The 20,040-nt window shown below is 65.3% G+C and carries 19 protein-coding genes and 2 pseudogenes; 14 read left to right on the top strand and 7 right to left on the bottom strand.

Features of this window, described 5'->3' with window-relative positions:
• Window positions 1-368 precede the first annotated feature (368 nt).
• Window positions 369-962 carry a hypothetical protein gene (locus tag DY262_RS18280; protein WP_116960657.1) on the bottom strand — a complete coding sequence of 198 codons (594 nt, stop codon included), beginning with the start codon at window positions 960-962 and terminating at the stop codon, window positions 369-371.
• A gap of 386 nt (window positions 963-1,348) precedes the next feature.
• Between DY262_RS18280 and DY262_RS18275 the strand changes: the two genes are divergently transcribed.
• The 3 genes from DY262_RS18275 (at window position 1,349) to DY262_RS18265 (ending at window position 3,377) form a co-directional block, all read left to right on the top strand.
• Window positions 1,349-1,789, top strand: coding sequence for a DUF6678 family protein (locus DY262_RS18275; RefSeq protein WP_181936565.1), 441 nt, complete (start codon window positions 1,349-1,351; stop codon window positions 1,787-1,789).
• 158 nt (window positions 1,790-1,947) lie between these two features.
• Entirely contained in the window at window positions 1,948-2,490 is a 543-nt protein-coding gene (locus DY262_RS18270) for a cysteine hydrolase family protein (RefSeq protein WP_116960655.1), read from the top strand.
• A 500-nt stretch (window positions 2,491-2,990) separates the two neighbouring features.
• A complete protein-coding gene (locus tag DY262_RS18265; RefSeq protein ID WP_116960519.1) occupies window positions 2,991-3,377 on the top strand; it encodes an SMI1/KNR4 family protein in 387 nt (128 codons plus the stop codon).
• On the opposite strand, the gene DY262_RS18260 is transcribed toward DY262_RS18265, so the two are convergent.
• Complete coding sequence (locus tag DY262_RS18260; RefSeq protein WP_116960518.1) at window positions 3,374-3,778, bottom strand: hypothetical protein; 405 nt, start codon at window positions 3,776-3,778, stop codon at window positions 3,374-3,376. The genes DY262_RS18265 and DY262_RS18260 overlap by 4 nt on opposite strands.
• A gap of 231 nt (window positions 3,779-4,009) precedes the next feature.
• Here DY262_RS18260 and DY262_RS21665 point away from each other — a divergent pair, with 231 nt between their 5' ends.
• Window positions 4,010-4,378 (top strand): hypothetical protein, encoded by a 369-nt coding sequence (locus tag DY262_RS21665; RefSeq protein ID WP_147326243.1) that lies wholly within the window; start codon window positions 4,010-4,012, stop codon window positions 4,376-4,378.
• Between the two features lie 42 nt (window positions 4,379-4,420).
• A pseudogene (locus DY262_RS18255) lies at window positions 4,421-4,675 on the top strand (transposase domain-containing protein); the annotation flags it as partial.
• A 261-nt stretch (window positions 4,676-4,936) separates the two neighbouring features.
• Here DY262_RS18255 and DY262_RS18250 read toward each other — a convergent pair.
• A complete protein-coding gene (locus DY262_RS18250) occupies window positions 4,937-6,307 on the bottom strand; it encodes a lactonase family protein (protein WP_116960517.1) in 1,371 nt (456 codons plus the stop codon).
• 250 nt (window positions 6,308-6,557) lie between these two features.
• Between DY262_RS18250 and DY262_RS18245 the strand changes: the two are divergent.
• Window positions 6,558-7,164 (top strand): annotated as a pseudogene (locus DY262_RS18245) (restriction endonuclease); the annotation flags it as partial.
• Between the two features lie 324 nt (window positions 7,165-7,488).
• Here the strand turns inward: DY262_RS18245 and DY262_RS18240 are convergent.
• Window positions 7,489-8,178, bottom strand: coding sequence for a VIT1/CCC1 transporter family protein (locus DY262_RS18240; protein WP_116960516.1), 690 nt, complete (start codon window positions 8,176-8,178; stop codon window positions 7,489-7,491).
• 172 nt (window positions 8,179-8,350) lie between these two features.
• Here DY262_RS18240 and DY262_RS18235 point away from each other — a divergent pair, with 172 nt between their 5' ends.
• The 5 genes from DY262_RS18235 (at window position 8,351) to DY262_RS18215 (ending at window position 15,092) form a co-directional block, all read left to right on the top strand.
• Window positions 8,351-8,797, top strand: a complete 447-nt coding sequence (locus DY262_RS18235) for an OsmC family protein (RefSeq protein WP_116960515.1) — start codon at window positions 8,351-8,353, stop codon at window positions 8,795-8,797.
• 262 nt (window positions 8,798-9,059) lie between these two features.
• The gene (locus DY262_RS18230) at window positions 9,060-9,767 is read left to right on the top strand and encodes a class I SAM-dependent methyltransferase (protein ID WP_116960514.1); all 708 of its coding nucleotides are present in this window, start codon (window positions 9,060-9,062) and stop codon (window positions 9,765-9,767) included.
• Between the two features lie 335 nt (window positions 9,768-10,102).
• A complete protein-coding gene (locus DY262_RS18225; protein ID WP_147326270.1) occupies window positions 10,103-11,092 on the top strand; it encodes a hypothetical protein in 990 nt (329 codons plus the stop codon).
• Window positions 11,093-11,160: 68 nt separating this feature from the next.
• Window positions 11,161-14,202 (top strand): amino acid adenylation domain-containing protein, encoded by a 3,042-nt coding sequence (locus DY262_RS18220; RefSeq protein ID WP_116960512.1) that lies wholly within the window; start codon window positions 11,161-11,163, stop codon window positions 14,200-14,202.
• Complete coding sequence (locus DY262_RS18215; protein WP_116960511.1) at window positions 14,202-15,092, top strand: DMT family transporter; 891 nt, start codon at window positions 14,202-14,204, stop codon at window positions 15,090-15,092. The genes DY262_RS18220 and DY262_RS18215 overlap by 1 nt, the downstream gene beginning before the upstream one ends.
• 117 nt (window positions 15,093-15,209) lie before the next feature.
• Here the strand turns inward: DY262_RS18215 and DY262_RS18210 are convergent, their stop codons facing one another.
• Entirely contained in the window at window positions 15,210-15,536 is a 327-nt protein-coding gene (locus tag DY262_RS18210) for a putative signal transducing protein (protein ID WP_181936564.1), read from the bottom strand.
• 123 nt (window positions 15,537-15,659) lie between these two features.
• Between DY262_RS18210 and DY262_RS18205 the strand changes: the two genes are divergently transcribed.
• Window positions 15,660-17,435, top strand: coding sequence for an alkaline phosphatase D family protein (locus DY262_RS18205; RefSeq protein WP_116960509.1), 1,776 nt, complete (start codon window positions 15,660-15,662; stop codon window positions 17,433-17,435).
• A gap of 28 nt (window positions 17,436-17,463) precedes the next feature.
• Here DY262_RS18205 and DY262_RS18200 read toward each other — a convergent pair whose 3' ends face one another.
• Window positions 17,464-18,003: a hypothetical protein gene (locus tag DY262_RS18200; protein ID WP_116960508.1), complete on the bottom strand. Its 540-nt coding sequence runs from the start codon at window positions 18,001-18,003 to the stop codon at window positions 17,464-17,466.
• 74 nt (window positions 18,004-18,077) lie between these two features.
• Between DY262_RS18200 and DY262_RS18195 the strand changes: the two genes are divergently transcribed.
• Together DY262_RS18195 and DY262_RS18190 are read left to right on the top strand one after the other, a co-directional pair.
• Window positions 18,078-18,398, top strand: a complete 321-nt coding sequence (locus DY262_RS18195) for a hypothetical protein (RefSeq protein ID WP_116960507.1) — start codon at window positions 18,078-18,080, stop codon at window positions 18,396-18,398.
• Between the two features lie 214 nt (window positions 18,399-18,612).
• Window positions 18,613-19,062, top strand: coding sequence for a carboxymuconolactone decarboxylase family protein (locus DY262_RS18190; protein ID WP_116960506.1), 450 nt, complete (start codon window positions 18,613-18,615; stop codon window positions 19,060-19,062).
• A 64-nt stretch (window positions 19,063-19,126) separates the two neighbouring features.
• On the opposite strand, the gene DY262_RS18185 is transcribed toward DY262_RS18190, so the two are convergent.
• Window positions 19,127-19,924 carry an SDR family NAD(P)-dependent oxidoreductase gene (locus tag DY262_RS18185; protein WP_116960505.1) on the bottom strand — a complete coding sequence of 266 codons (798 nt, stop codon included), beginning with the start codon at window positions 19,922-19,924 and terminating at the stop codon, window positions 19,127-19,129.
• Window positions 19,925-20,040: the final 116 nt, after the last annotated feature.

The raw sequence follows: 20,040 nt of genomic DNA, 5'->3' as shown, positions 1-20,040 counted from the left end.
GGCATGATCTCAATCGGGCGGAATCCGAAGTGCCATTTGCGGGCGTAGTGGGCTGATTCCTGTTCCGCTGTCAAGAACCTTGGCCATTCGATCTTTGTCTTTTGTGCAGCGAGCTCTTTGGAGACCTCGCTCGAAGTACGCCTCTGGCACAAGGGCTGACAGTTTCATTCAGGGACCGAATGTCTCCGTTCAGTCTTGAGCCGACCCAAAAGCCCAGACTTCGGCTTCGCAGCAGAAGCAACCGAAGAACATGACGAGGCCCTATTCACGAGCAGCTCACCATGCGCAAGGAACGCATCGTCCACCGACGACACCATGAGATGCAGCCTCGTCTTTGCTGACTCCACGAGAGACCCCATTCCCCATTGTCAGGACACCAGCTCAAGATACTCCTGTCGTGTCTGCGGCAGCACGCCTCCTACAACTTGCTCGTAGGACGTGTGGTGGCTGGCCAGCATGCGGGCCGATGCCACGGACTTCGAACGGCAATACCAGTGACAGGTGTGCTGCATCAGGAGCATCTCGGCCAGAATGGAAAAGGCGCGGTCCTTTGCGGAGGTGCCCTGTCGTTCGATCGCACGGCAGATGCCGCGGGCGTGTATGCGCAGCGCCTCGCGCATATCGAAGGACCTGTCGAGCGCGGGCGAGCGTGGCAACCAGATCGGGAACTTGCTCACGCGTGTGGCCGTAGGCTCGACGCCCGCAAAGTCCTCCGCCAGCTTGCAGACTTGCCGGCTCAGCACATCTTCGGTCCCGCGCAACACCTCCCAAACCTGCGCGCTGCGGGTGGAGTCTGATTCGCCCAGGGCGCGCAAGTAGCCCTGCGAAAGCGTCTCAATGTGCTTTTCGATGTCGCGGCCGTCCAGGTAGCGGGCCAAGATGGCTATGCGCCGTTGCTGCTGCCTGGCCTTGGTGATCCATAAAGCGACGAGCGTGATGGGAAGGAGAAGAAGGAAATCCACGGACCGATGGTACACAGGCCATCCCCAGATGGCCGCCCGCTATCCAACGGTTGATCACCGAGAACCATGTGGCGATAGCCGCAAAGCGTGCGCTGACGATCACGCCAGGTTGAGGTAGGCGACTGGCCGACGTGCCTGAAGCAGATTGGTCGTTTCCGCTGTCGCTTCATCTGAACTTCGGAGCTGCAACGGCTGCTTCAGACTGGGAGCGGTCGGCTGGAGTGACGCCTTGAGCTTGCGATCTGCGTTACTTTCCAGTCATTCGGATTCTGGCTTTCAACGTCGACCGCTTGCGCGCAACGATGCGATGGCTAGACTTCCGCGTTCGGCCAGGAGCGGACATTGCGCTTCTTGCTCAAACAGACGCTTCCCCAATGGAGCCCCGCATGAATGTGTACCCTATGGCAGATGCCTGCCCCGAAGGTGTCAAAGAGCGTGATGTGCGTGCCGTGGCAGCTTCTCGCGGGTTGGTCGGAGCAGCCAACAACACGAAGTGGAACGAACTCATTTCCTATTTTCGTGGCATGTCTGATTGGAGGCCGTCTTATCGTTCGAAGTCGGTAGAGGGCTGTGTTTCCGGCTGGGACGTTGAGTGGTTCTATCACCTGCCGTTCCCATTCAAAGGTGTGCAGTGGCTTGATATCGGGCTTCATCAGGATGGCGGTGCGCGTCCTGGCATGCTTCTCCCGCGTTCCGCCTATATCGATCACACAGATCGATTTGTCTCATTGCTCCGACAGATTGGTCTGGAGTTTGAAGTTCGCAAAGACGTGATGCGAATTTGGGGCTATTTGCCGAAATGCTACGAGGATTTTCCGCCTACATAGCTCAACGCCAGCCGTGGTAGGCCACGTCCACTTTTGACATGAGCGATGTCCACTACGGGCCCATCGCAGCATGAGCTAGCATGGCGGCCATCGGCCAGGAGCTGTCGTTCGCCGCCCTGCCCATTCCTGAACGTTTCCCAGTGTGAAGGATGCCCAAATTGACTACCGCTCTGCTTGTAATCGACGTCCAGCAAGGCCTTTGTGAAGGCGAGTACGCGGCATTCGAGGCGGCTCAAGTTATTGGACGAATCAATCAAGTGTCAGCGAAGGTCCGTGCCGCAGGAGGCATCGTGGTTTTCATTCAGCACGAGTCGAAATCAGGGCCTCTCGAGGTTGGGGCCGATACGTGGCAGCTGGCCCACGGCCTTCAGATAGCAGAAGCAGACATTCGCGTTCGAAAAACAACACCTGACTCGTTCCATCACACCGACCTGGAGCAGGTGCTGAGGGGGCACGCGGTCTCAGAAGTCGTGGCCTGCGGCCTGCATACCGAGTTCTGCGTCGACACCACTACTCGCAGAGCTCTTGCACTGGGGTTTCCTGTCATTCTGGTTGGTGACGGGCACACCAGCATGGGAAACCGGCACCTGTCCGCGCCGCAGGTGATTCAACACCACAACGAAACGCTCTCCAATATTCGCAGCTTTGGGCCCAGGGTTCGCATCGTCTCAGCCCAAGACCTAAGTGTCACGGCTGTGTAAGCGGTCGGGTAATCAGAGGTGCTTTCGGCCAGAAGCGGGCATCCGACAACACATGAAGGTATTGGGGAGCGACTCTTCTAAGTACAGGCCACCAGGGCTACTTGACTACCTCTGGGTTACCAGTGGCGTTTGCGTCATCGTGCTTGTGGTGGCGATTTGGGCGGGCTACCAGAACCGGTATGGCATTGCGAGTACGGCACTGGCTTTTGGATTGACGACGACCGCCATGTTGATTCGCCATTGGAGCCGCAGGGCACCGCTTCGCCGATGGGGCGCTGTCATCAATCACTCGGACAGACCCGTGGCGTATCACGTCTGCTGCGCGATGCTGGTGTCCTTCGGAATGATGGTGTGCGCTGGCTCAGTTATGACCTTGGTCCGATAGCCCAGGCGTGCCTTTCCCAATAGAGCTGACACTCGGCTTTGGGCCCAGCCCAGCCTGAGCTAGCATGGTGCTTTCGGCCAGAAGCGGAACTGCGGACCTCACATAAATCAAGCCTATGCCGTTCGACGTGGATGACCGCTTCATCGATGCGGCGGAATCTGACCTTCAGACACGATTCCCTTCGACCTACCGAGCGGCCATGCGGAAGCGAAATGGTGGCGCGGTATCTACGCCCGATGACGACTGGGAGATTCACCCTGTTGCGGATTCCTCGGACAGAAAGCGACTCGCTCGCACCCTTAGCAGCGTGGTCAGTGAAACGCTGGTAGCCAGAGATTGGCCGGGATTTCCGCAGGGCGCCGTTGCCATTGCAAACAATGGGGCGGGAGACCTATTGGTCTTCATGCCAAAGGGAGAAGACTTGGGCGCGGAGGTGTTCGCCTGGCGTCACGACAGCCAAGAACTGGACCAGATTGCTGCAGACTTTTCGGCCCTGAGCTAGCCCAAAAGAATCCGCACTGGGCCCGGGTCAGTCTCAGCTAGCATGTCGGTCATCGGCCAGAAGCTGTCACTCAACGTAGCTTGAATCGGATGAGTACTCAGACGTTCGACTTCGATGTATTTGCGGATTACCGCCAGTTCTACATCCAGGATGGACAGGTTTGCCCCGACGCCCCGACCGACTGGAGTGACGAAGACGTTCGGCGCCGTGCGAAGGTCGCGGAGAACGTAGTAGTGGTTTGTCCGCTCCGCAATACGACGGTTCCCGTCCAGTTGAAGGTGCAAGATGTGGCTCCGCAGATGGGCGTTGAGTATATCGACCATGCGGTCCAATGCTCGTTGCACCTGCCTTCTGGAGTTCTGCAAGTGCATGAATGCACAGGCGGCGAAGTCCTTCGTCATGAAGTCTCACCTGGGCACTATGGTGTGCTCGTGGAGTTCAGCGGCCTGGCATCAATCTCCGGCAACGGCATGGATGGCGAGGATACGTATCGCATCACTGTCTGGCCAGACGAGCCGAGACCTCTCACGGTGCTCAGGTGCTGGAATACTGGCTGAGCCAGGGTATGAACAGCGCTCGTTATTGCTTCAGCTAGCATGACAGTCATCGGCCAGAAGCGGACGGACCTCTCAATGCTCAAACTCATCGCGATATTGGTGCTATCAGGCAATCTTCAGGTCGCTGTTGAGCAATCCAACGGCTACGCGGAAGCAACTTTCAGCAACTCCGAAGCTGGGGCACAGGAACTTATCGAGTTTGCGGAACGGACTTTAGGAGATACGCCTGATGGCGTCCGCATCGTGGTTGGATGGCTCGATGATGCGGACAACGATGAGTACATCATCGCTGCCCTCGCAGAGCTCGACATCAAACACGGACTGGTAGTGCCAGACGATGTCAACAAGGCGGCGTTGGAGTTGCAACTTCCCCAGCCGAATGCTCGCGCTGTGGCGGTAGCCGACGAGAAACGATTTGGCTTCCTCTACCGGAAGAAGCGGTAGGAATCGAAGTCCGCTCTGGGCCCTGAGCGGATTTCCAAGCACGACGGCAAATTGTCTGCGGACAACAACTGCGTGGGGAACCAGATCCGGCCTATTGCCGTGGGCAGAGGGAACTGGCTGTTCGCAGGGAGCCTGCGTGCTGGTCAACGCGCCGCGGCCGTCATGAGCTTGATCCAATCAGCGAAACCCAATGGGCACGATCCGTATGCCTATCTGAAGGACGTGTTCCTACGCCTGCCGACGCAGCCGTATCGCCGCATCGACGAACTGCTCCCGCATCACTGGCAGCAGAGCTGACGGCCTGCTTGTGCTGGCCGCCGCACGCTGCGGCCAGCGTCAAGATGTGTTGGCCGCGTGCTTACGTCAGTACTGGCACCGTCGTCAACGGACGCGCGAAGCTTTCGGTCTTATCCTTGTCTCTAGCGATACGCTTGGCGGGGCCATCCCAATGATGGCCAAGCACGCGGCGGTAGAGATCGTGGCTGCCAGCCCGTCTTGCCGGCTTACCGCCCGCGACGTGCGGCGCGTCAACGGCGCTGCCGCGGTTGCGGCAGGTGTTTACCTTGCCAGGACCGCAAGGGCTCCCGGCGTTAGGGAGCCCGTCGAGAAGGGTGACCCGCTAACCGCCGTCGGCACGCCGTCCGCATCGAGGGCGTACACGCCGATCCTCTTGCTCGATTGGAGCGACACCAGCAAGTACTGGCCGCCCGGCTCGGCTGCAACCGCCTGCGGCGAGAAGCCGAGGGCGAAAGGAGAGCCTGGCAGTGGCGTCAGCTGTCCACTCGTCTGATCGACGCTGTACGCTGAGAGGCTGTTCGAGTTCTCGTTGGTCACATAGAGAAACTTTCCGCTCACGTCGCTTGCCGCGAAGGACGCCTGCGCTCCGCCCGTGCCGAACGGCGACCCCGCCACCATCGTCAGCGTCCCGGTCGCGTCGTCGATTGTCATCGCGGCCACAGAGGTCGTGTACGTTGGCACGAACAGAAATCGACCGCGCGGATCCATGCTCAACGAACGCGCATAGGTGCTGAGGTCGTAGACCGGGAACGGGCTGCCCGGAACGGGCGTTAGGGAACCCGTGTTCGCGTCGATGCTGTAGCCATACACGGAACGGTTATTGAAAGCAGCCGCGTAGAGGTACTTGCCATTTGGCGTGATGGTGACATCGAGGGGTTGACCTCCGGTCGCCGTGGACGATCCGGGCAAGGTGAGCGCACCGCTGCCCTGGCTTATGGCGTAGCCCTCGATCGTGTTGCCGCTTTGTGTGGCCGTATAAAGGAACTTACCGCTCGGCGCGATGGCCAGCACCCTTGGGGCGAGACCCGCGACGGCGAATGGAGCACCGGCAACGCCGCTCAGGACGCCGGTTCCTGTGTCTACGCTGTACGCACTGAGCGTGTTTGGCGTGCGATTGGCGGTATAGAGAAACAAGCCATCGGGCGTCAGGCCCGCGCCATACGAGCTGGCCCCGTTGTTCACCGTGCCAATGAGCGAGAGGGCGCCGGCATTGTCGAAGGAGAAGGCGGCCAGCTCATTGCCTCCCGTGTCCGTGGCATACACGAATCGGGTGGTGAGATTGACGCATTTCACCGTCACACCGAATGAAGCGTCGCCGTCGACCGTCCCCGAGCCTTGGATGACCGTGCAGGTCTGTCGAGGTGCGAGCGGTTGCTTGGCGACGGTGACGGCAAAAGTGCTACCGACGGCGACCTGGGCCGTGAACTGGTAGCTGCCGCTCAAGGAGATGCTCAGCGTCTCCGAGCCATCGCGCTGCAGAACAAGACCCGTACCGGCCAAACCCACGACGGTCACCGGGATGGTTCGGTACTCCGGGGTTTCGGAGGAGGAAGTTGAACCGCTGCCGCCGCATGCCGCGACAGCCAGGGAACAGAAAACCGCCGCCGCCGCCGCCTTTCTCATCGTCATCATCGATTCGCTTTCTACGATCTGGGTATCCGAATGCGCATCGATCCAGCACCGCAACCTGCGTGAAGCCGGAATGAGACGTCGAGCTGCCGGACCGCGGGCGATTATGCCGACATCCAACGCGCCCCAAATGCATACTTCACGCACTTCGCATTAAACGCAACTTTCGCGCACATGTGGGCGTTCGGTTCGAAGGGCCTCTTGGCCTACAGGTGTACCCGATGTGTTGGTTAATCAGGGAGGAAATGCACAAATGCCCAGAAGGCGGAAATCCAGCTTTTTTGATGACCTTGTGGACCTGGTGGCGCTGATGCCCTGGTGGGTGGGCGTGGCGCTCGCCCCTGTGGGCTATCTGCTGCTCCATGTCCTGGCGCGACTTCGAAGTCCTCGTGGGTGAGGGCTTTCGCCAGCGCGGCTATGCGGTGCAGAAGTCGGGCGGCGGCGGAGCCGATGGCGGCGTCGATCTGGTGTTGCGCAAGGACGGCGAAACCTTCCTGGTGCAGTGCAAGCAATGGAAGGCCTTGAAGGTCGGCGTGACGGTGGTGCGCGAGTTGTATGGCGTGATGGCCGCGCGCGGCGCGGCGGGCGGCTTCGTCGTCAGCTCGGGGCGGTTCACCGACGAGGCCCAGGCTTTCGCGCAGGGCCGCAACATCCAGTTGCTCACGGGCCCCGCCTTGCTGCAGCTCATTCGCAGCGGCCGGCCCACCGCAGGGGCCTCCACGGCGCTTGTGCGCACGGCCTCGGCGCCTAGCGCCGCGCAAGCCACGGCATCACCAGCGGCTGCGGGGGCGGCATCGGCCGCCGCAGTGCCCACCTGCCCGGTGTGCAGCCAAGCCATGGTGCGCCGGGTGGCCAAGCGCGAACCGGTGTTCGTGGAGAAAGCCGGCCAGATCGACACCGTGATCCTCTCGGCCGAACAGTACCTGGCTCTGCAAACCCGACACGAGAAGTCCACGCGCGCCGCGCGCAAGAAGGCATTCGACGCCGAGTTTGGCGACTGGATCGCCGCCCAGAACGCCCGCCTCGAAACGCACGGCATTCCAGGTGCAGATTTGCGCCCTTGGTGAACAGCCGAGCCTTGGTGTCGGCGATGGATACCGTGCTGTCGGGCGTTTAGTTGGCGCGGGTCCGCCAGTAAATCGAACGTCGGTGAAGAGCCCTCGCCGCGCTCCTTGACCGAGCCTTCACGCAGCCACCCCGAACAGCGCCCCCACGCCCGCGGTCAGGCCCATGGCCAGGGCGCCCCAGAAGCTCACGCGCGCGGTCGACACGAGCAGCGGCGAGCCGCCGGCCTGCGCCGCGATCAGGCCCAGGGCCGCCAGGAAGAACAGCGAGGTGCCTGCTACCCCCCACATGAGCGCCGTCGCCGGCAGCAGCAGCACCACCAGCAAGGGCAGGGCCGCACCAGCCGCAAAGGTGGCGGCCGAGGCGAGCGCGGCCTGCACGGGTTTGGCGGCCAGCGTGTCCGATATGCCCAGCTCGTCGCGGGCGTGCGCTTCCAGTGCGTTCTTTTGCATGAGCTGCGTGGCCACTTGCGAGGCCAGCGGCTGGTCGAGCCCGCGCTTCACGTAGATGGCGGTGAGCTCCGCGTGCTCCTGCTGGGGGTTGTCGGCCAGCTCGGCCTTCTCGCGGGCCAGGTCGGCGTTTTCGGTGTCGGCCTGCGAACTCACCGACACGTATTCCCCCGCCGCCATGGACATGGCCCCGGCCACCAGGCTCGCCACGCCCGCCACCAGAATGGCCTGCGTGCCGGCCCCGGTGGCCGCCACGCCCAGTACCAGGCTGGCCGTGGAGACGATGCCGTCGTTGGCGCCCAGCACGGCGGCGCGCAGCCAGCCGGTGCGGTGGGTTCGGTGTCTTTCGCTGTGTCTCATGGGTGTGGCGGCTGGGCCGGTTGATTGAGCGGAGGGGCGGGCGGGCGCAGTGTGACACGGCAGGTGCCTTGGGTGGTGCGCCGCGGCGGCCGGTATTGACCTGCCTCAAGCCTGGCCCGCCGCGCGCGCGTTAAGGTGTGGCCGTCCCACACCACCGCACCCGCCCCCGACCATGAGCGATACCGTCAGCGTCACCATCACCCGCCAGCAGAACTACCAGTTCCTCGTCGATTTTGGCGACGCCATGCCCACGCTCAACGCGGACCTGCCCGCGCCGCTGGGCCAGGGGGAAGGCCCTTCGCCCGAGCACCTGCTGCTGGCGGCCGTGGCCAACTGCTTGAGCGCCAGCCTGGTGTTCTCGCTGCAGAAGTACAAGCAGGACCCCGGCACGGTTCGCGCCACGGCCACGGCCACCATCGGCCGCAACGAAGACAAGCGCCTGCGGGTCACGGGTGTGGACGTGGCGCTGAGCCTGGGCAAGCCCGCCGCCAAGCTGGAGCACCTGGACCGCGTGCTCGCGCAGTTCGAGGCCTTCTGCACCGTCACGCAGAGCGTGCGCACCGGCATGGACGTGCGCCTGACGGTGAGCGACGCCACGGGCCAGCGCTTGGGGGCTTGAGCGACCCGCGCAGGATCGTTCTTTGATCCTTGGCCACCCAGTGGGTCCCCACCACCCGGCCAAGCAAAGGATCTCCGTGTACCTGCGTGCCCGTCCATGCCCACCATTCACTTGGAACAAGCCACTGCTCATGGGGGCAGGTTCCCGGGCTTTGCCCGGTGGGCGGCCACCCGTGCAGGTGCCAGCGCTGCATCAGCACGCCCAGCGCTGGCACACCATGCCGTACTGGGACCCCTGGACCGGGGCACCTTCGCAGGAGCTGATGGACGTTGCCGAACACTGGCACAAGGGCGGACGCACCGTCCCTCCCATCGACGACGAGCAGCTCCGCCAGCTGGCCCCCAACGCGCTCGTGGTCGAGGTGGGCCCGGGCCTGGGGCGCGACCTAAATGCCTTGTCGGACGCCGTGCCCCTCGGCCAGGTCGTGGTCATCGAGCAATGCCCGAGGGTGCTGAGTCGCCTGAGCCAGTGGTTCGCCGCGCGCAGGAACTTGCGCTTCATCCAGGGCATGGGCTTGGACGAAGCCATGCCTTTCTCGGGGCGGGTGGCCTACCTGCGCCTGGTGCGCGTGGCGCCCTACCTCAGCGAGGCCGAGTTGGGTCGCTTCCTCGCGCAAGCCGAGTCGCTGCTGGATCAGCGGGGGCGCGTGTTCGTGACCGTGTGCCACCCTGGCACCGATGCGCAGGCGGATAGGGCCGCGGGACAAGGGTTCGGCCACCACACGGTGGCGGCGGTGCTGCGCATCGCCCACTGGTATTCCCGCTTGAGGCTCGAACGCCTGGAACTGGCCGTGCATGACTCGCGCAGCCGCGTGCCACTGCAGTCCGCCGTGCTGGACCTGGGCCACCAGGTGCCCGAAGCCCTCGACGACACCGTGTTCGCGCTCGTCGAGCCGCACCGCGATCGCGCCGTCGAGATCGAGATGCGCCTGTGGTTCGTCACGCGGGAAGCGCCGCCGCCGGCGCTGTGAGCCGCAGCGCGCTGTCGAGGCGCCGATAGAAAGTTCCTGACAGGCTCCTTGGAGCGGCCCATCAGAAAAACCCAGGCACCCTGGGCGCCACGGGCCAACGCCTGGGCGCCCCGGCGGCGCCTGGCGCTTGGGCTGGTGTTCAGCGCTGCCCAAGGCGGGTCATGAACATTGAATCACTGCCCCCCATCAGTGGCGTGAAACCTGTCCGTCGGGTCCTGAGAATTCGCGACCTTTTGACTTGAACGGGCGGGAATGCGGCATCGCATGGGCTGCGAACCCGTCGCCGCGCCATGCGTTGCGCCATGGAAAGGAGCTTCCCGATGTGGGAGATGACAGTGGACTACGTCTTCTCGAATGAGGCCAATGAAGCGCTCACCCGGCGCCTATTGGAGATTCGGACCAATCCTTACACGAGCTATGCACGTTTTCAGTCCGACGTTCTGCGGCTGTTGGCCGACACCGGCGCCATACCAGAGGACTTCCGCAACCTTTGTCGCGCCAAAAGAGGCGTCAATCCGTTGGACGACCCGTACGTGCTTCTCAAAAACTGCCCGGTCGACCCCGAGCTGCCGATGCTCGACCTTGACAACCCGGTCGTCGACAAGCGAAACCGCAAGACCACCTACGTTGCCGAAGCCTTCTTGGTGCTCTATGCCGAACTGATGGGGCAGCAACCGATCGGCTACATCAACGTGAACGACGGCGATGTCTTTCAGGACATCCACCCGATGCGCTCGCTGATGGCCACGCAGTCCCAGAAGGCGGCCAAGTCCATCTTCTTCCACAAAGACCTGGCGAACCACTTTGTCCGCCCCGACTGGGTGAACATTCTCGGGCTGCGGGCCTCTGCGCAGAACGAGATCCATACCTCGTTCGTGCGCAACCGCGACCTGCTGGCGTACCTCGACGAGCGCGTCCTGAAGGGCCTGCGCGAGGAAAAGTTTCACACGCCCTACGACGATCTGACCCTGTCGTCGCCGAACAAGAGGCTGGGCCCGGCGCCCGTCCACCCCATCTTGGGCGGGGCGACCGACCACGACATTCGCTTCTTTGAGAACAGAACGGTCGGCCTCGACAGGGCCTCCCAGGAACTGGTGGACGAAGTCGTGCGTGCCCTGCATGCGCTGAAGAAGCGCCTGCTGATCCTCAAGGGCGACTTCGTCGGATCGGCGAACAACGAGTGCATTCACAACAAGGAAGTCGTGCGCATCGGCGACGAAGGCGCGGTCATGAACCGCTGGCTGATGAAGACGGTGAACGTCCGGTCGCTGGACATGCACAAGGTGCACATGCTGCCGGCCCAAGTCCGCATCGTGAACGGTTGATGGCGCACGGCGCGGCAAGCGTCCGGCCCAAAGCGACCGGGCGAACCTATTGAGAAACGGGACATTCGATGACACCTCCGGATTGCTTTCGGCTTGACCGCTGTGTCCAGCCTGCCCAGTGGATGCGAACCTGCGTGGAATGCGACGGCCGGACCCTGTCCTATGGGGAGCTGATCGCCCTGGTGGATGCGCGCGCGCGGGAGTTGGCGTTCCTGGTGCGCGACGGCGACGTCGTCGCCATTCGCTGCGAAAAATCCGAGCGGTATGTGGTCGATCTCCTGGCGGTCCTGGCGCTGGGCGCCGTGGCCATGCCGATCGACCCCCGCCTTCCCGAGGCCCGCGTCCAGACGATGATGGACACCGTGCCGCCACAGGCCGTCATCACGGACGACGGCCAGCGCGCGACGGGGCGGCCCAGTGCGATTCCTGGTCATCCGAACCACGGGGAAAGGCCCGGCTATGTCATGTTCACCTCGGGCAGCACCGGCCAGCCCAAGGCGATCCTCGGTTCGGTGTCGGCACTGGTGCATTTCGTCCGTTGGCAAGGTGCGGAATTCGGCGTGTCGGCCAGCGACCGCGTCTCGTTCCTCACGCCAGTGGGGTTCGACGTGTCGCTGCGCGACATCTTCCTGCCGTTGCTGCACGGCGGGGTGCTGGTCATTCCCTCGGACCGGCACCTCGCGACGCCGCGCGCCACGGCGCACTGGCTGGCCGGCGAGAGGGTCACGGTCGTCCACGCGGTGCCGTCGGTTGCCAAACTCTGGGCCCGCGCAATGGGCGATGCCGTTCCCCCGCTGCGGCTGGTCTTCCTGGCGGGCGAGAAGCTCTATCCCGCCACCGTGGCCGAGCTGCGCGCGGCGTTCGCGGGAACCACCGAGTACGTGAACCTCTACGGCCCCTCGGAAACCACGCTGGCCAAGTTCTTCTTTCGGGTGGGACGGGTCGATGCCGGTGACCCCGAACCGATCCCGGTCGGCCGACCGCTGCCGGGCACGTCGTTCGGGTTCGGCGGCGCCGGCCCGGGGCGCGAGGTGGTGATCACCACGCGCCACGCCACGTTGGGCTACATCAATGCCCCAGCGGCCGAGAACGCGCGGTTCGCGCGCAACGGCGACGGGACCGTGTCCTACCGCACCGGGGACCTGGGCGAGGTGTCGGCCGCGGGCGATCTGGTGATCGTCGGACGGGCCGACGACGAGGTGAAGATCAATGGGGTCCGGGTTCACCCCAACGAGGTCACTCAGGCGCTGCAGGGCTATCCGGGTGCGCAGGACATCTGCGTCTTCGCCACCACGCCGCACGGCGGGTCCGAGCCACGGCTGGCGGCGGTCTGGATCGCCGGGCCGGCAGGCCAGGCACTGCCCCACAACGCTCCCCGCGACCATGCCCTCCGCCATCTGCCGCAGGCCATCGTTCCGACCATCTGGCGCAAGGTGGCGCAGTTTCCCAGGAACGCCAACGGCAAGATCGATCGGGCGCGCCTGGTGGATCTTCTGGTGCCAGCCGACGAAGGGCGCGAGGCTGCCGCCACCGACACCGAAGCCTGGGTATGCCGCACGGTCGGTGCGATCCTGGCCTGCGAAGTCCCCTGCGCGACGGCCGACCTGTTCGGGCTGGGCGCCACCTCCATCCACGTCGCCTTTCTGATCGGCAAGATCGAGGACGAGTGGGGCAAGTCGCTGGCCTTTGCGGACGTCTTCGCCCTGGCCAGCCTGGCCGAGATCGCCGCGCTGATCGAGCGTTCGCCCGCGCGCGCGCACGTCGCGATTCCGGACCTTTCCCGGGCTGAGACCTACGTCTTGTCGCCGCAGCAGCGCCGCTGGTGGAACATCTACATGCCCGAGGGCAACCGTTCCTGGGCGACGATGGTGCGCGTGCTGAAGTTCGACCATGCGGTCGATGCCAGACGACTCGAACGCGGGCTGCTTGATCTGTCGCGTCACCAGGATTCGATGCGGCTGAGCTTCGTGCCGTGCAACGGTGGCGTCGTGCTGAAGGAAACGCCGGTGATGGACGCCACCTCGCTCGACATCGAGGTGCAGGATCTCTCGGACCAGCCAGCCGAGACCGCCGCCCGACTGCTGAACGCCCTGCGACTGGACCTGGCCAACGCCGAGATCCCCACGGACACCTGGCCGCTGTTTCGCGCCAGTGTCGCGAACCTGCCGGGTGGCCGGTCGGCGGTGGTGTTCGCCATGCACCACATGATCGGCGACGGCTTTTCGATGAACCTCGTCGAGACCCAGTTGCGCAGCTTCCTCGAAGCGGGCCGGGCCATTCCCGTCCCGTCGCGGTTCAACTACCTCGCCTATGCCGACTGGGCCGCTCGGGAGGAACCCATGCGCTTCGGGCCAGGGTCGGAGGCGCAGGCCTATTGGGCGCGGGTGTTCGCGACGCCTTACCGCAAGCACGTATTCGCTGAGAAGTGGACCGGGCCGGGCCACGACCGAGGCCAGGGCTATTGCGTCCAGGTGCCCGATGCCACCCGCGCGGCGGTCAAGGCCTACGCGCGCGCGCACCGGGTGACCGAGTTCAGCCTCTACCTGAGCGCCAAGTTCCAGGCCCTCCACCGCCTGCTGGACCAGCCAGACCTCGTCATCGGCACGCCCGCCGCCGGGCGCGAGATCCAGGGCACCGAGGAACTCGTGGGCAACTTTATTTCGCTGGTCTGCGTGCGCAGCCACCGCGACGCTGGCCAGAGCGCGCTGGACCACGTGCGCCGGACCATGCAGGACGTCGCCTGCGCGATGACGCACCAAAGCTACCAGTACGACCGGCTGGTGGCCGACCTCGGATTGCCGTTCGAGCAATCGCGGTTTCCGCTGACCACGATCTTCATCAGCCACCTCAACTTCTGCGGCGCGGGCCGCAGCCCGCCCGACCCGAGCGAGTGGGGGTTCTCGGACCTCGGCTTCGCCGTGAAGTTCGACAAGATGTCTTACGTCCGCGAGCACGACGGCGCCACCAGCCTGCTGATCCAGTACCGCAACAACCTGTTCGATCGCGCCGACATCGAGACCTTCGCCTCGGCCTGGATCGGCGCGCTGGATGCTGTCGTCCGCACCGAAAGCCCCGACCAAAGCGCGGCGGTCCCCGAGGCCGTGGTGTGATGGCCGTTCCTTTCCTGGGCGAAGGCTTCGCCCTGGGTGCGTCGGTGTGCTGGGCCATCGGTCCCCTGGTGGCCTACAAGGGCGTCGAGGCGCTCGGCACGTTCCGGTTTTCGATGTACCGGTTCTTCACGGCGGCCCTGGCGCTGTTTCTCATTGCGTTCGCGCTCGGGGATGTCCCTCTCGGCAACACGCGCGCGATGGCCTATCTGGCGGCTTCGGGCGTGATCGGCGTGGCCCTGGGCGAGGCGGCCCTGTTCCAGGCGGTGTTCCTGCTGGGGCCGCGCCGGTCTTCGGTCATTTTCGCGCTGCACGCGCCGCTGACCGCCGTTCTGGGCAGCGTCCTGTTCCGCGAAGCGGTGATGCCCCTGACCTTGCTTGGCGTGACGCTGGCTTTCGCGGGGGTCTACGCGGCGGTCATCTTCCGCGCGCCGACCGAGAAAGCCGGCGGTGTCTATCACAAGCCCGAGCGGGCCCGTCTGGGGTTCTTGTTGGTCGCCGTGGCGCTCGCCTGTCAGGTCGCCGGTGCCTTGCTGGCCAAGGAAGTGGTCGACGGGGTGGCGCCGTTCTTTGCCTCTTTCCTGCGAACCTTCGCTGCCACCATCGCCTTCCTTCCCGTGTTCTTGGTCTTGCGGGGGGCGCCGCGCGCCAAGGGCAGCGCCCACCTGCCCATCGTCCTGGTGAGCGCGCTGGTCAGCACGATCGGCGGCATGACCTTGCTGCTGGCCGCACTGGCCAGCACGGGGATCGTGCGCGCCGTGATCTTGTCGTCGATGTCGCCGGTGATGTACATCCTCCTGATGTCTGTGCTTCGCGGGGAGAGTTTCCCGGTTCAGGCCTGGATCGGCAGCATCGTGGCGGTGGTGGGCGCCGCCCTTGCGATTCTGGCTTGAGGGGGAAGCCCCATACCCGCTTCACGCGCTGGGCCGCTCGGCCAATGCCTCGGCGAACAAGGCCTTGAGGGCCTCGTCGAAGCGGTCGAGCACGGTGGGTGTGGTCATGGGCAGTCCTCAGCGTGCCTGCATCAGCGCGTACATGCCGATGGCACCGGCGAGCAGGCCCAGCACGAAGATCCACAGGGCCTGGCCGGGGTTGACTGCGCTGGGCGCTGCCGGCGTGTCCAGGGGCTGCGTGGCCTCCCAGCGCGCAATGGCCTCGCGCCCAGCCTCGTACTGCTCGTCGTCGATCACCAGCCGCACCAGGCCCGCGGCCGGCAGCTCGCCCACGGCGCCTTGCAGGTGCTCACCCAGCACCTGCGCATGCAGGCCTTCCTGCTTCAGGTAGTCCGCCAGCATGTGGGCTTCGACGGCGTTGGCGGCTTGGTAGAGCGTCTTCATGCCGCGCATTCTGGCAGCGCACCACATCCCCCATTTGTCCACTCCCCGTCGCCCGAGACGTCCGAAACCGCGCATGCTCGCGGGGCCTGCCCCAACCCCCAACCCATCCGGACGGAGAACCCCATGAACGACAAAGACCTGCTCGTCGGCCCCGTGCTGTCCTTTCGGGGCAGCGCGGGGGGCATCTGGAAAGTCACCGCGCTCATCGGCCTGAAAGAGGCTGCGCCCATTCCGGCCATGGAGGTGGAGGGCAAGCCTTGCCCCAGGCCGCGCGAGCTGCTGCTCACGCCAGGCGAGCGCTACCTGCGCTACGACCTGTCGTGCAAGCTGCTCAAGAACGAGCGTTTGGTGGGCTACGGCATCGCCGGCGGGCCGAGCTGGGCGATGACCGTGCCGGCCAAGGACGAGGCGCCGCGAATGGCCTACGTGTCGTGCAACGGCTTCTCGGACCCGGCGGTGATGCGCAAGCTGGTGCGCACCTCCAACGCCGTGTGGGAAGACCTGCTGTTCAGCCACGACAAGTCTTTGCGCGTGCCGCTGCCCTCGGGCGAGCCCAAGCTGCTGGACAAGGAACAGCTGTACCACGAGCGCCGCATCCACGACAAGCAGTTGCAGCGCTTCCACCTCATGCTCATGGGCGGCGACCAGATCTACTTCGATTCCATCTGGGAAGAGATCGATGCGCTGCGCCAGTGGGTGGCGCTGCCGCGCGCGGACCAACTGAGTTTTCCGGTGACGGCCGCGCTGGAGCGCAAGATCGAGGCGTATTACTTTGGCCTGTACCGCCAGCGCTGGCTGCCGAAGGACAGAAACGCCTGGTCGTCGACATTGCCTTCACTGGATGCCGCAACGGCCATGTCGCGCATCCCCACCATCATGATGTGGGACGACCACGACATCTTCGACGGCTGGGGGTCCTACAGCGGCGAGATGCAGCACAGCCCGCTGTTCCAGGCCCTGTTCCGCCACGCGCGGCGCGCCTTCTGGGTGTTCCAGATGCAGCACGCGCTGGACGAGTTGCCCGAGCTGCAAGACGCGACACCGCAGGGTTTCTCGACGCAAGACCCGATGTACCGGCCCATCGGCTGGACAAAAGCCTTGGCGAAGGACCCGCTGGCCCTGCCGCTGCTCGATGCCCAGCCGGGCTTCTCCTCGGTGTACCCGATCGGCCCGCTGGCCATCGTGGCGGCCGACCTGCGCACCGAGCGCTCGCGCCACCAGGTGATGGGCACCGACACCTGGCGCCAGGTCAAGGCCTGGCTGAACGCGCTGCCGGGCAGCGACAGCCCGGCGAAGACCAAGCCCTGCCGGCACCTGCTGTTCATGTCCTCGGTGCCGGTGGTGCACCCCAAGCTCTCGCTGGCCGAGCTGCTGCTCGACAAGTTCGGCGCCGACCACGTGACCGACAGCAACGCCGACGACCTGAAGGACCACTGGTCGCACGACGACCACGAGGGCGAGCGCAAGCGCCTGCTGGAGGTGTTCTCGGCCCTGGCCAAGGACAAGAAGATCCGTGTGTCGCTGGTCTCGGGCGACGTGCACGTGGCGGCCTGGGGCACGGCCTACCGCAAGGACCTGCCGGCCTCCGAGACCTGGTCGCAGATGCACCAGTTCACCTCGTCGGCGGTGGTGCACCCCTCGCTCATGGGCGTGATGGAGCGCCTGTTCCTGTCGTGGCTGAATTCGAGCGCCAAGCACCCGCAGGCCATCGACGTGATGTACGTGGCCGAGATGATGCTGTTCCCCGGCCACGACAAGCACGTGATGGCGGCGCGCAACTGGCTCGCGCTGGAGCTGGACGAGGGCACGCCCGAGGGCTGCAAGCTGTGGGCGACCTGGCGCTGCGAGACCGAGACCAGCTTCTCGAACCACCTGCTGGCGGTGGCGCCGGTGCAGTGAGGCGGGCGGGCCGCCTCGGTTGGCTTTCTCAGTTGGCTTTCTTTTCGGCGGGGGAGTTGTCCATCAGCGCCTTGAGCGTGCGCTTGGACACCTGGGCCTGATAGTCCGCCCACTCGCTGGCGTCCAACGCCTGCTTGACCGCCACCGTGACCGAGTCGCCCAGGTCGTCGCAGAACTTGAAGGCGCGCTCCATGCCGGCGGGGCTCATGTTCGGCGCGCGAAAGGCTTGCTGGATCACCGGGATGTCGGCCGGCGCGATGCCCATGCCCGTCAAGCCGGCGGTGTCCAGCGCGTGCCGGCGCGCGGACAGGTCGCGCATCCAGCCGAAGACCGTGCCGGCCCGCGCGCTGTCGGTGGACTTGAAGTACGCCTGGCTGAGGGTCTTGGTGGTGCGGTTGAAGAGCATGTCGCAGGCGCCGCCGATCTGCTGCAGGCTCTGCAGGCCCTTGAGCTCGGCCGGCAGGTCCGGCGGCTGGAAGTCGAGCTTGCCCGCGTTGCCTTGGGCTTGGGCCCCGGCGGTGAAACACAGCGCGAGCAGGGCGGCGGCGAGGATCGGGGCGGGCTTCATGCGAGGGCTCGGGGACGGTTGGTCGGGCCCCCGACGGTACACTGCCCCGGCCCTTGGAACGGGTGACGTTTTTCATGAACCTGTACGAAGTCATCCGCTGGGGCAACGACGCCGACGACCCCTTCACCGGCGGCCCCAATGGGCCGGACACGGGCTTCCTGGTGCGCGCGGGCTCGGTGGAGCAGGCGGCGGCTCTCGCGGACGAAGCCCTGCGCCGCGCCCGGCCCACGCGGGTCGGCGCCTGGGCCGGCGCGGTCCACCTGCTGGGCCAGGAGCACAGCACCGAAGCCGACGCCCGCATCCTGCGCGGCCCCTACGTGCAGCACGCCTACCGCCACGGCTGGCGGCAGTGGTGCCGGGACGAGGAGGGCGGGGCCTGGGTGGAGCGGGAGTGAGGGCCGTTGCCTGGTGCGCGCCAGCGGGTGGGCCCGCCAGGGGCGGGCGCCACAGGCGTGGTGCCGGCGTGGGCGACGCATCAAGGCCCTGTTGAGGCGCGTCTGCGGGGCCCGCACCGCCGCCGGTTGTCACAAGGCGCGGAGGTGGTGCGTCTTATGGGGGACTGGCCGAGTCCTGGCCGTCAAAGCCCACCCATAGGAAGGATCGATCCTCATGAATCGCGCGAACTGGTTTGCTGTATCTCCCGAAGGCGCCAAGGCCATCGGCGCCTTGCATCACTATGTCGTGAACGACACGAAGCTGCCCAGCACGCTCATCCATCTGGTATTCCTGCGTGTGTCGCAGATCAACGGCTGTGCCCACTGCATCGACATTCACACCCGCGACCTGATCAAAGAAGGCGTGTCCGTCGACAAGGCCGTGCTGGTGCCGGTCTGGCACGAGGCCGAGTACCTGTTCACTGAGCAAGAGCGTGCCGCGCTGGCCTGGTCGGAAGAAGTGACGCGCGTGAGCGAAACGCATGCCTCCGACGAGGCGTACGCCGCGGCGCTGGCCGTGTTCGGCGAGAAGGATCTGGTGGACCTCACCCTGACCATTGCCGCCATGAACGCGATCAACCGGCTCGGCGTCAGTTTCCGACTCAAGCCTCGCGCAAGGATCTGAAAGGACCTGTCGGCAGAGGATGCCCATGGGCGGGCGTTTCAACACCCGAAAGAAGGCGAGCGCCTCAGACCCCGCCGAAATCCCGCCGCAGCGTGGGCAGGCCCACCCCCGCCGCATCGAAGCCGCCGTCCACCGCCAGCACCTGGCCGGTGACGTAGCTGGCTTCCGGCGAGCAGAGGAAGCCGATGCCGTTGGCGATTTCCTCTTCCGAACCGTAGCGCGCCAGCGGCACCGCCGCATGGTAGTCGGCGCGGATCTCCGCCGTGTGCACCTGCCGGGCCATGGCCGTTTCCACCGGACCGGGCGCGATGGCGTTGCAGCGGATGCCCAGGCCCGCGAGCTCCACCGCCTGCTGCTTGGTCAGGTGGATGAGCGCGGCCTTGCTGGTGCCATAGGCCACGCGCAGCGTGCTCGCGCGCAGGCCCGAGATGGAGGCGATGTTGACGATGGCGCCGCCCTGGCGGCGCATCACCGGCACCACGGCCTGGCTGCAGAGGTAGGCGCCGTCGAGGTTGGTGGCCATCACGTAGCGCCACTCCTCGAAGCTGGTCTGCACCAGCGGCTTGAAGACGGCCACGCCCGCGTTGTTCACCAGCGCATCGATGCGCTGCCAGGTGGTGTCCACGGTCGCGACCACGTCGGCCACCTGCGCCGGGTGGGACACGTCGGCGGGCAGGGCCAGCGAGCGGCCCGGCGCTTCCCATTCGAGTTGCTCACGCGCCGCGTTCAGCGCGGGCGCGTCCTTGTCGACGATGACCACGCGCCACTGGCGCGCCAGGAACCAGCGCGCGCTGGCCAGGCCGATGCCACGCGCGGCGCCCGTGACGATGGCGACCTTGTGTTCCTGTACGTCCTGCGGCATGGCGTGGGCGTTCCTTCGTTCGGGATCAGTTGCGGCTCTGGTCGACCAGCTTGTTCTTGGCGATCCAGGGCATCATGGCGCGCAGCTGGGCACCCACCACCTCGATGCTGTGCTCG

Source organism: Hydrogenophaga borbori, from assembly GCF_003417535.1.
In the GTDB taxonomy this organism is placed as follows: domain Bacteria; phylum Pseudomonadota; class Gammaproteobacteria; order Burkholderiales; family Burkholderiaceae_C; genus Hydrogenophaga; species Hydrogenophaga borbori.
The sequence above is the reverse complement of the archived record's forward strand: the minus strand, read 5'-3'. Positions and strand labels throughout refer to the sequence as shown.

Coding starts and splice junctions, on each gene's coding strand:
- DY262_RS18275 (WP_181936565.1), top strand. CDS start 1,349: ATGAATGTGTACCCTATGGCAGATGCCTGCCCCGAAGGTGTCAAAGAG.
- DY262_RS18265 (WP_116960519.1), top strand. CDS start 2,991: ATGCCGTTCGACGTGGATGACCGCTTCATCGATGCGGCGGAATCTGAC.
- DY262_RS18260 (WP_116960518.1), bottom strand. CDS start 3,778: ATGACGAAGGACTTCGCCGCCTGTGCATTCATGCACTTGCAGAACTCC.
- DY262_RS21665 (WP_147326243.1), top strand. CDS start 4,010: ATGCTCAAACTCATCGCGATATTGGTGCTATCAGGCAATCTTCAGGTC.
- DY262_RS18250 (WP_116960517.1), bottom strand. CDS start 6,307: ATGATGACGATGAGAAAGGCGGCGGCGGCGGCGGTTTTCTGTTCCCTG.
- DY262_RS18240 (WP_116960516.1), bottom strand. CDS start 8,178: ATGAGACACAGCGAAAGACACCGAACCCACCGCACCGGCTGGCTGCGC.
- DY262_RS18235 (WP_116960515.1), top strand. CDS start 8,351: ATGAGCGATACCGTCAGCGTCACCATCACCCGCCAGCAGAACTACCAG.
- DY262_RS18230 (WP_116960514.1), top strand. CDS start 9,060: ATGGACGTTGCCGAACACTGGCACAAGGGCGGACGCACCGTCCCTCCC.
- DY262_RS18220 (WP_116960512.1), top strand. CDS start 11,161: ATGACACCTCCGGATTGCTTTCGGCTTGACCGCTGTGTCCAGCCTGCC.
- DY262_RS18215 (WP_116960511.1), top strand. CDS start 14,202: ATGGCCGTTCCTTTCCTGGGCGAAGGCTTCGCCCTGGGTGCGTCGGTG.
- DY262_RS18210 (WP_181936564.1), bottom strand. CDS start 15,536: ATGAAGACGCTCTACCAAGCCGCCAACGCCGTCGAAGCCCACATGCTG.
- DY262_RS18205 (WP_116960509.1), top strand. CDS start 15,660: ATGAACGACAAAGACCTGCTCGTCGGCCCCGTGCTGTCCTTTCGGGGC.
- DY262_RS18200 (WP_116960508.1), bottom strand. CDS start 18,003: ATGAAGCCCGCCCCGATCCTCGCCGCCGCCCTGCTCGCGCTGTGTTTC.
- DY262_RS18195 (WP_116960507.1), top strand. CDS start 18,078: ATGAACCTGTACGAAGTCATCCGCTGGGGCAACGACGCCGACGACCCC.
- DY262_RS18190 (WP_116960506.1), top strand. CDS start 18,613: ATGAATCGCGCGAACTGGTTTGCTGTATCTCCCGAAGGCGCCAAGGCC.
- DY262_RS18185 (WP_116960505.1), bottom strand. CDS start 19,924: ATGCCGCAGGACGTACAGGAACACAAGGTCGCCATCGTCACGGGCGCC.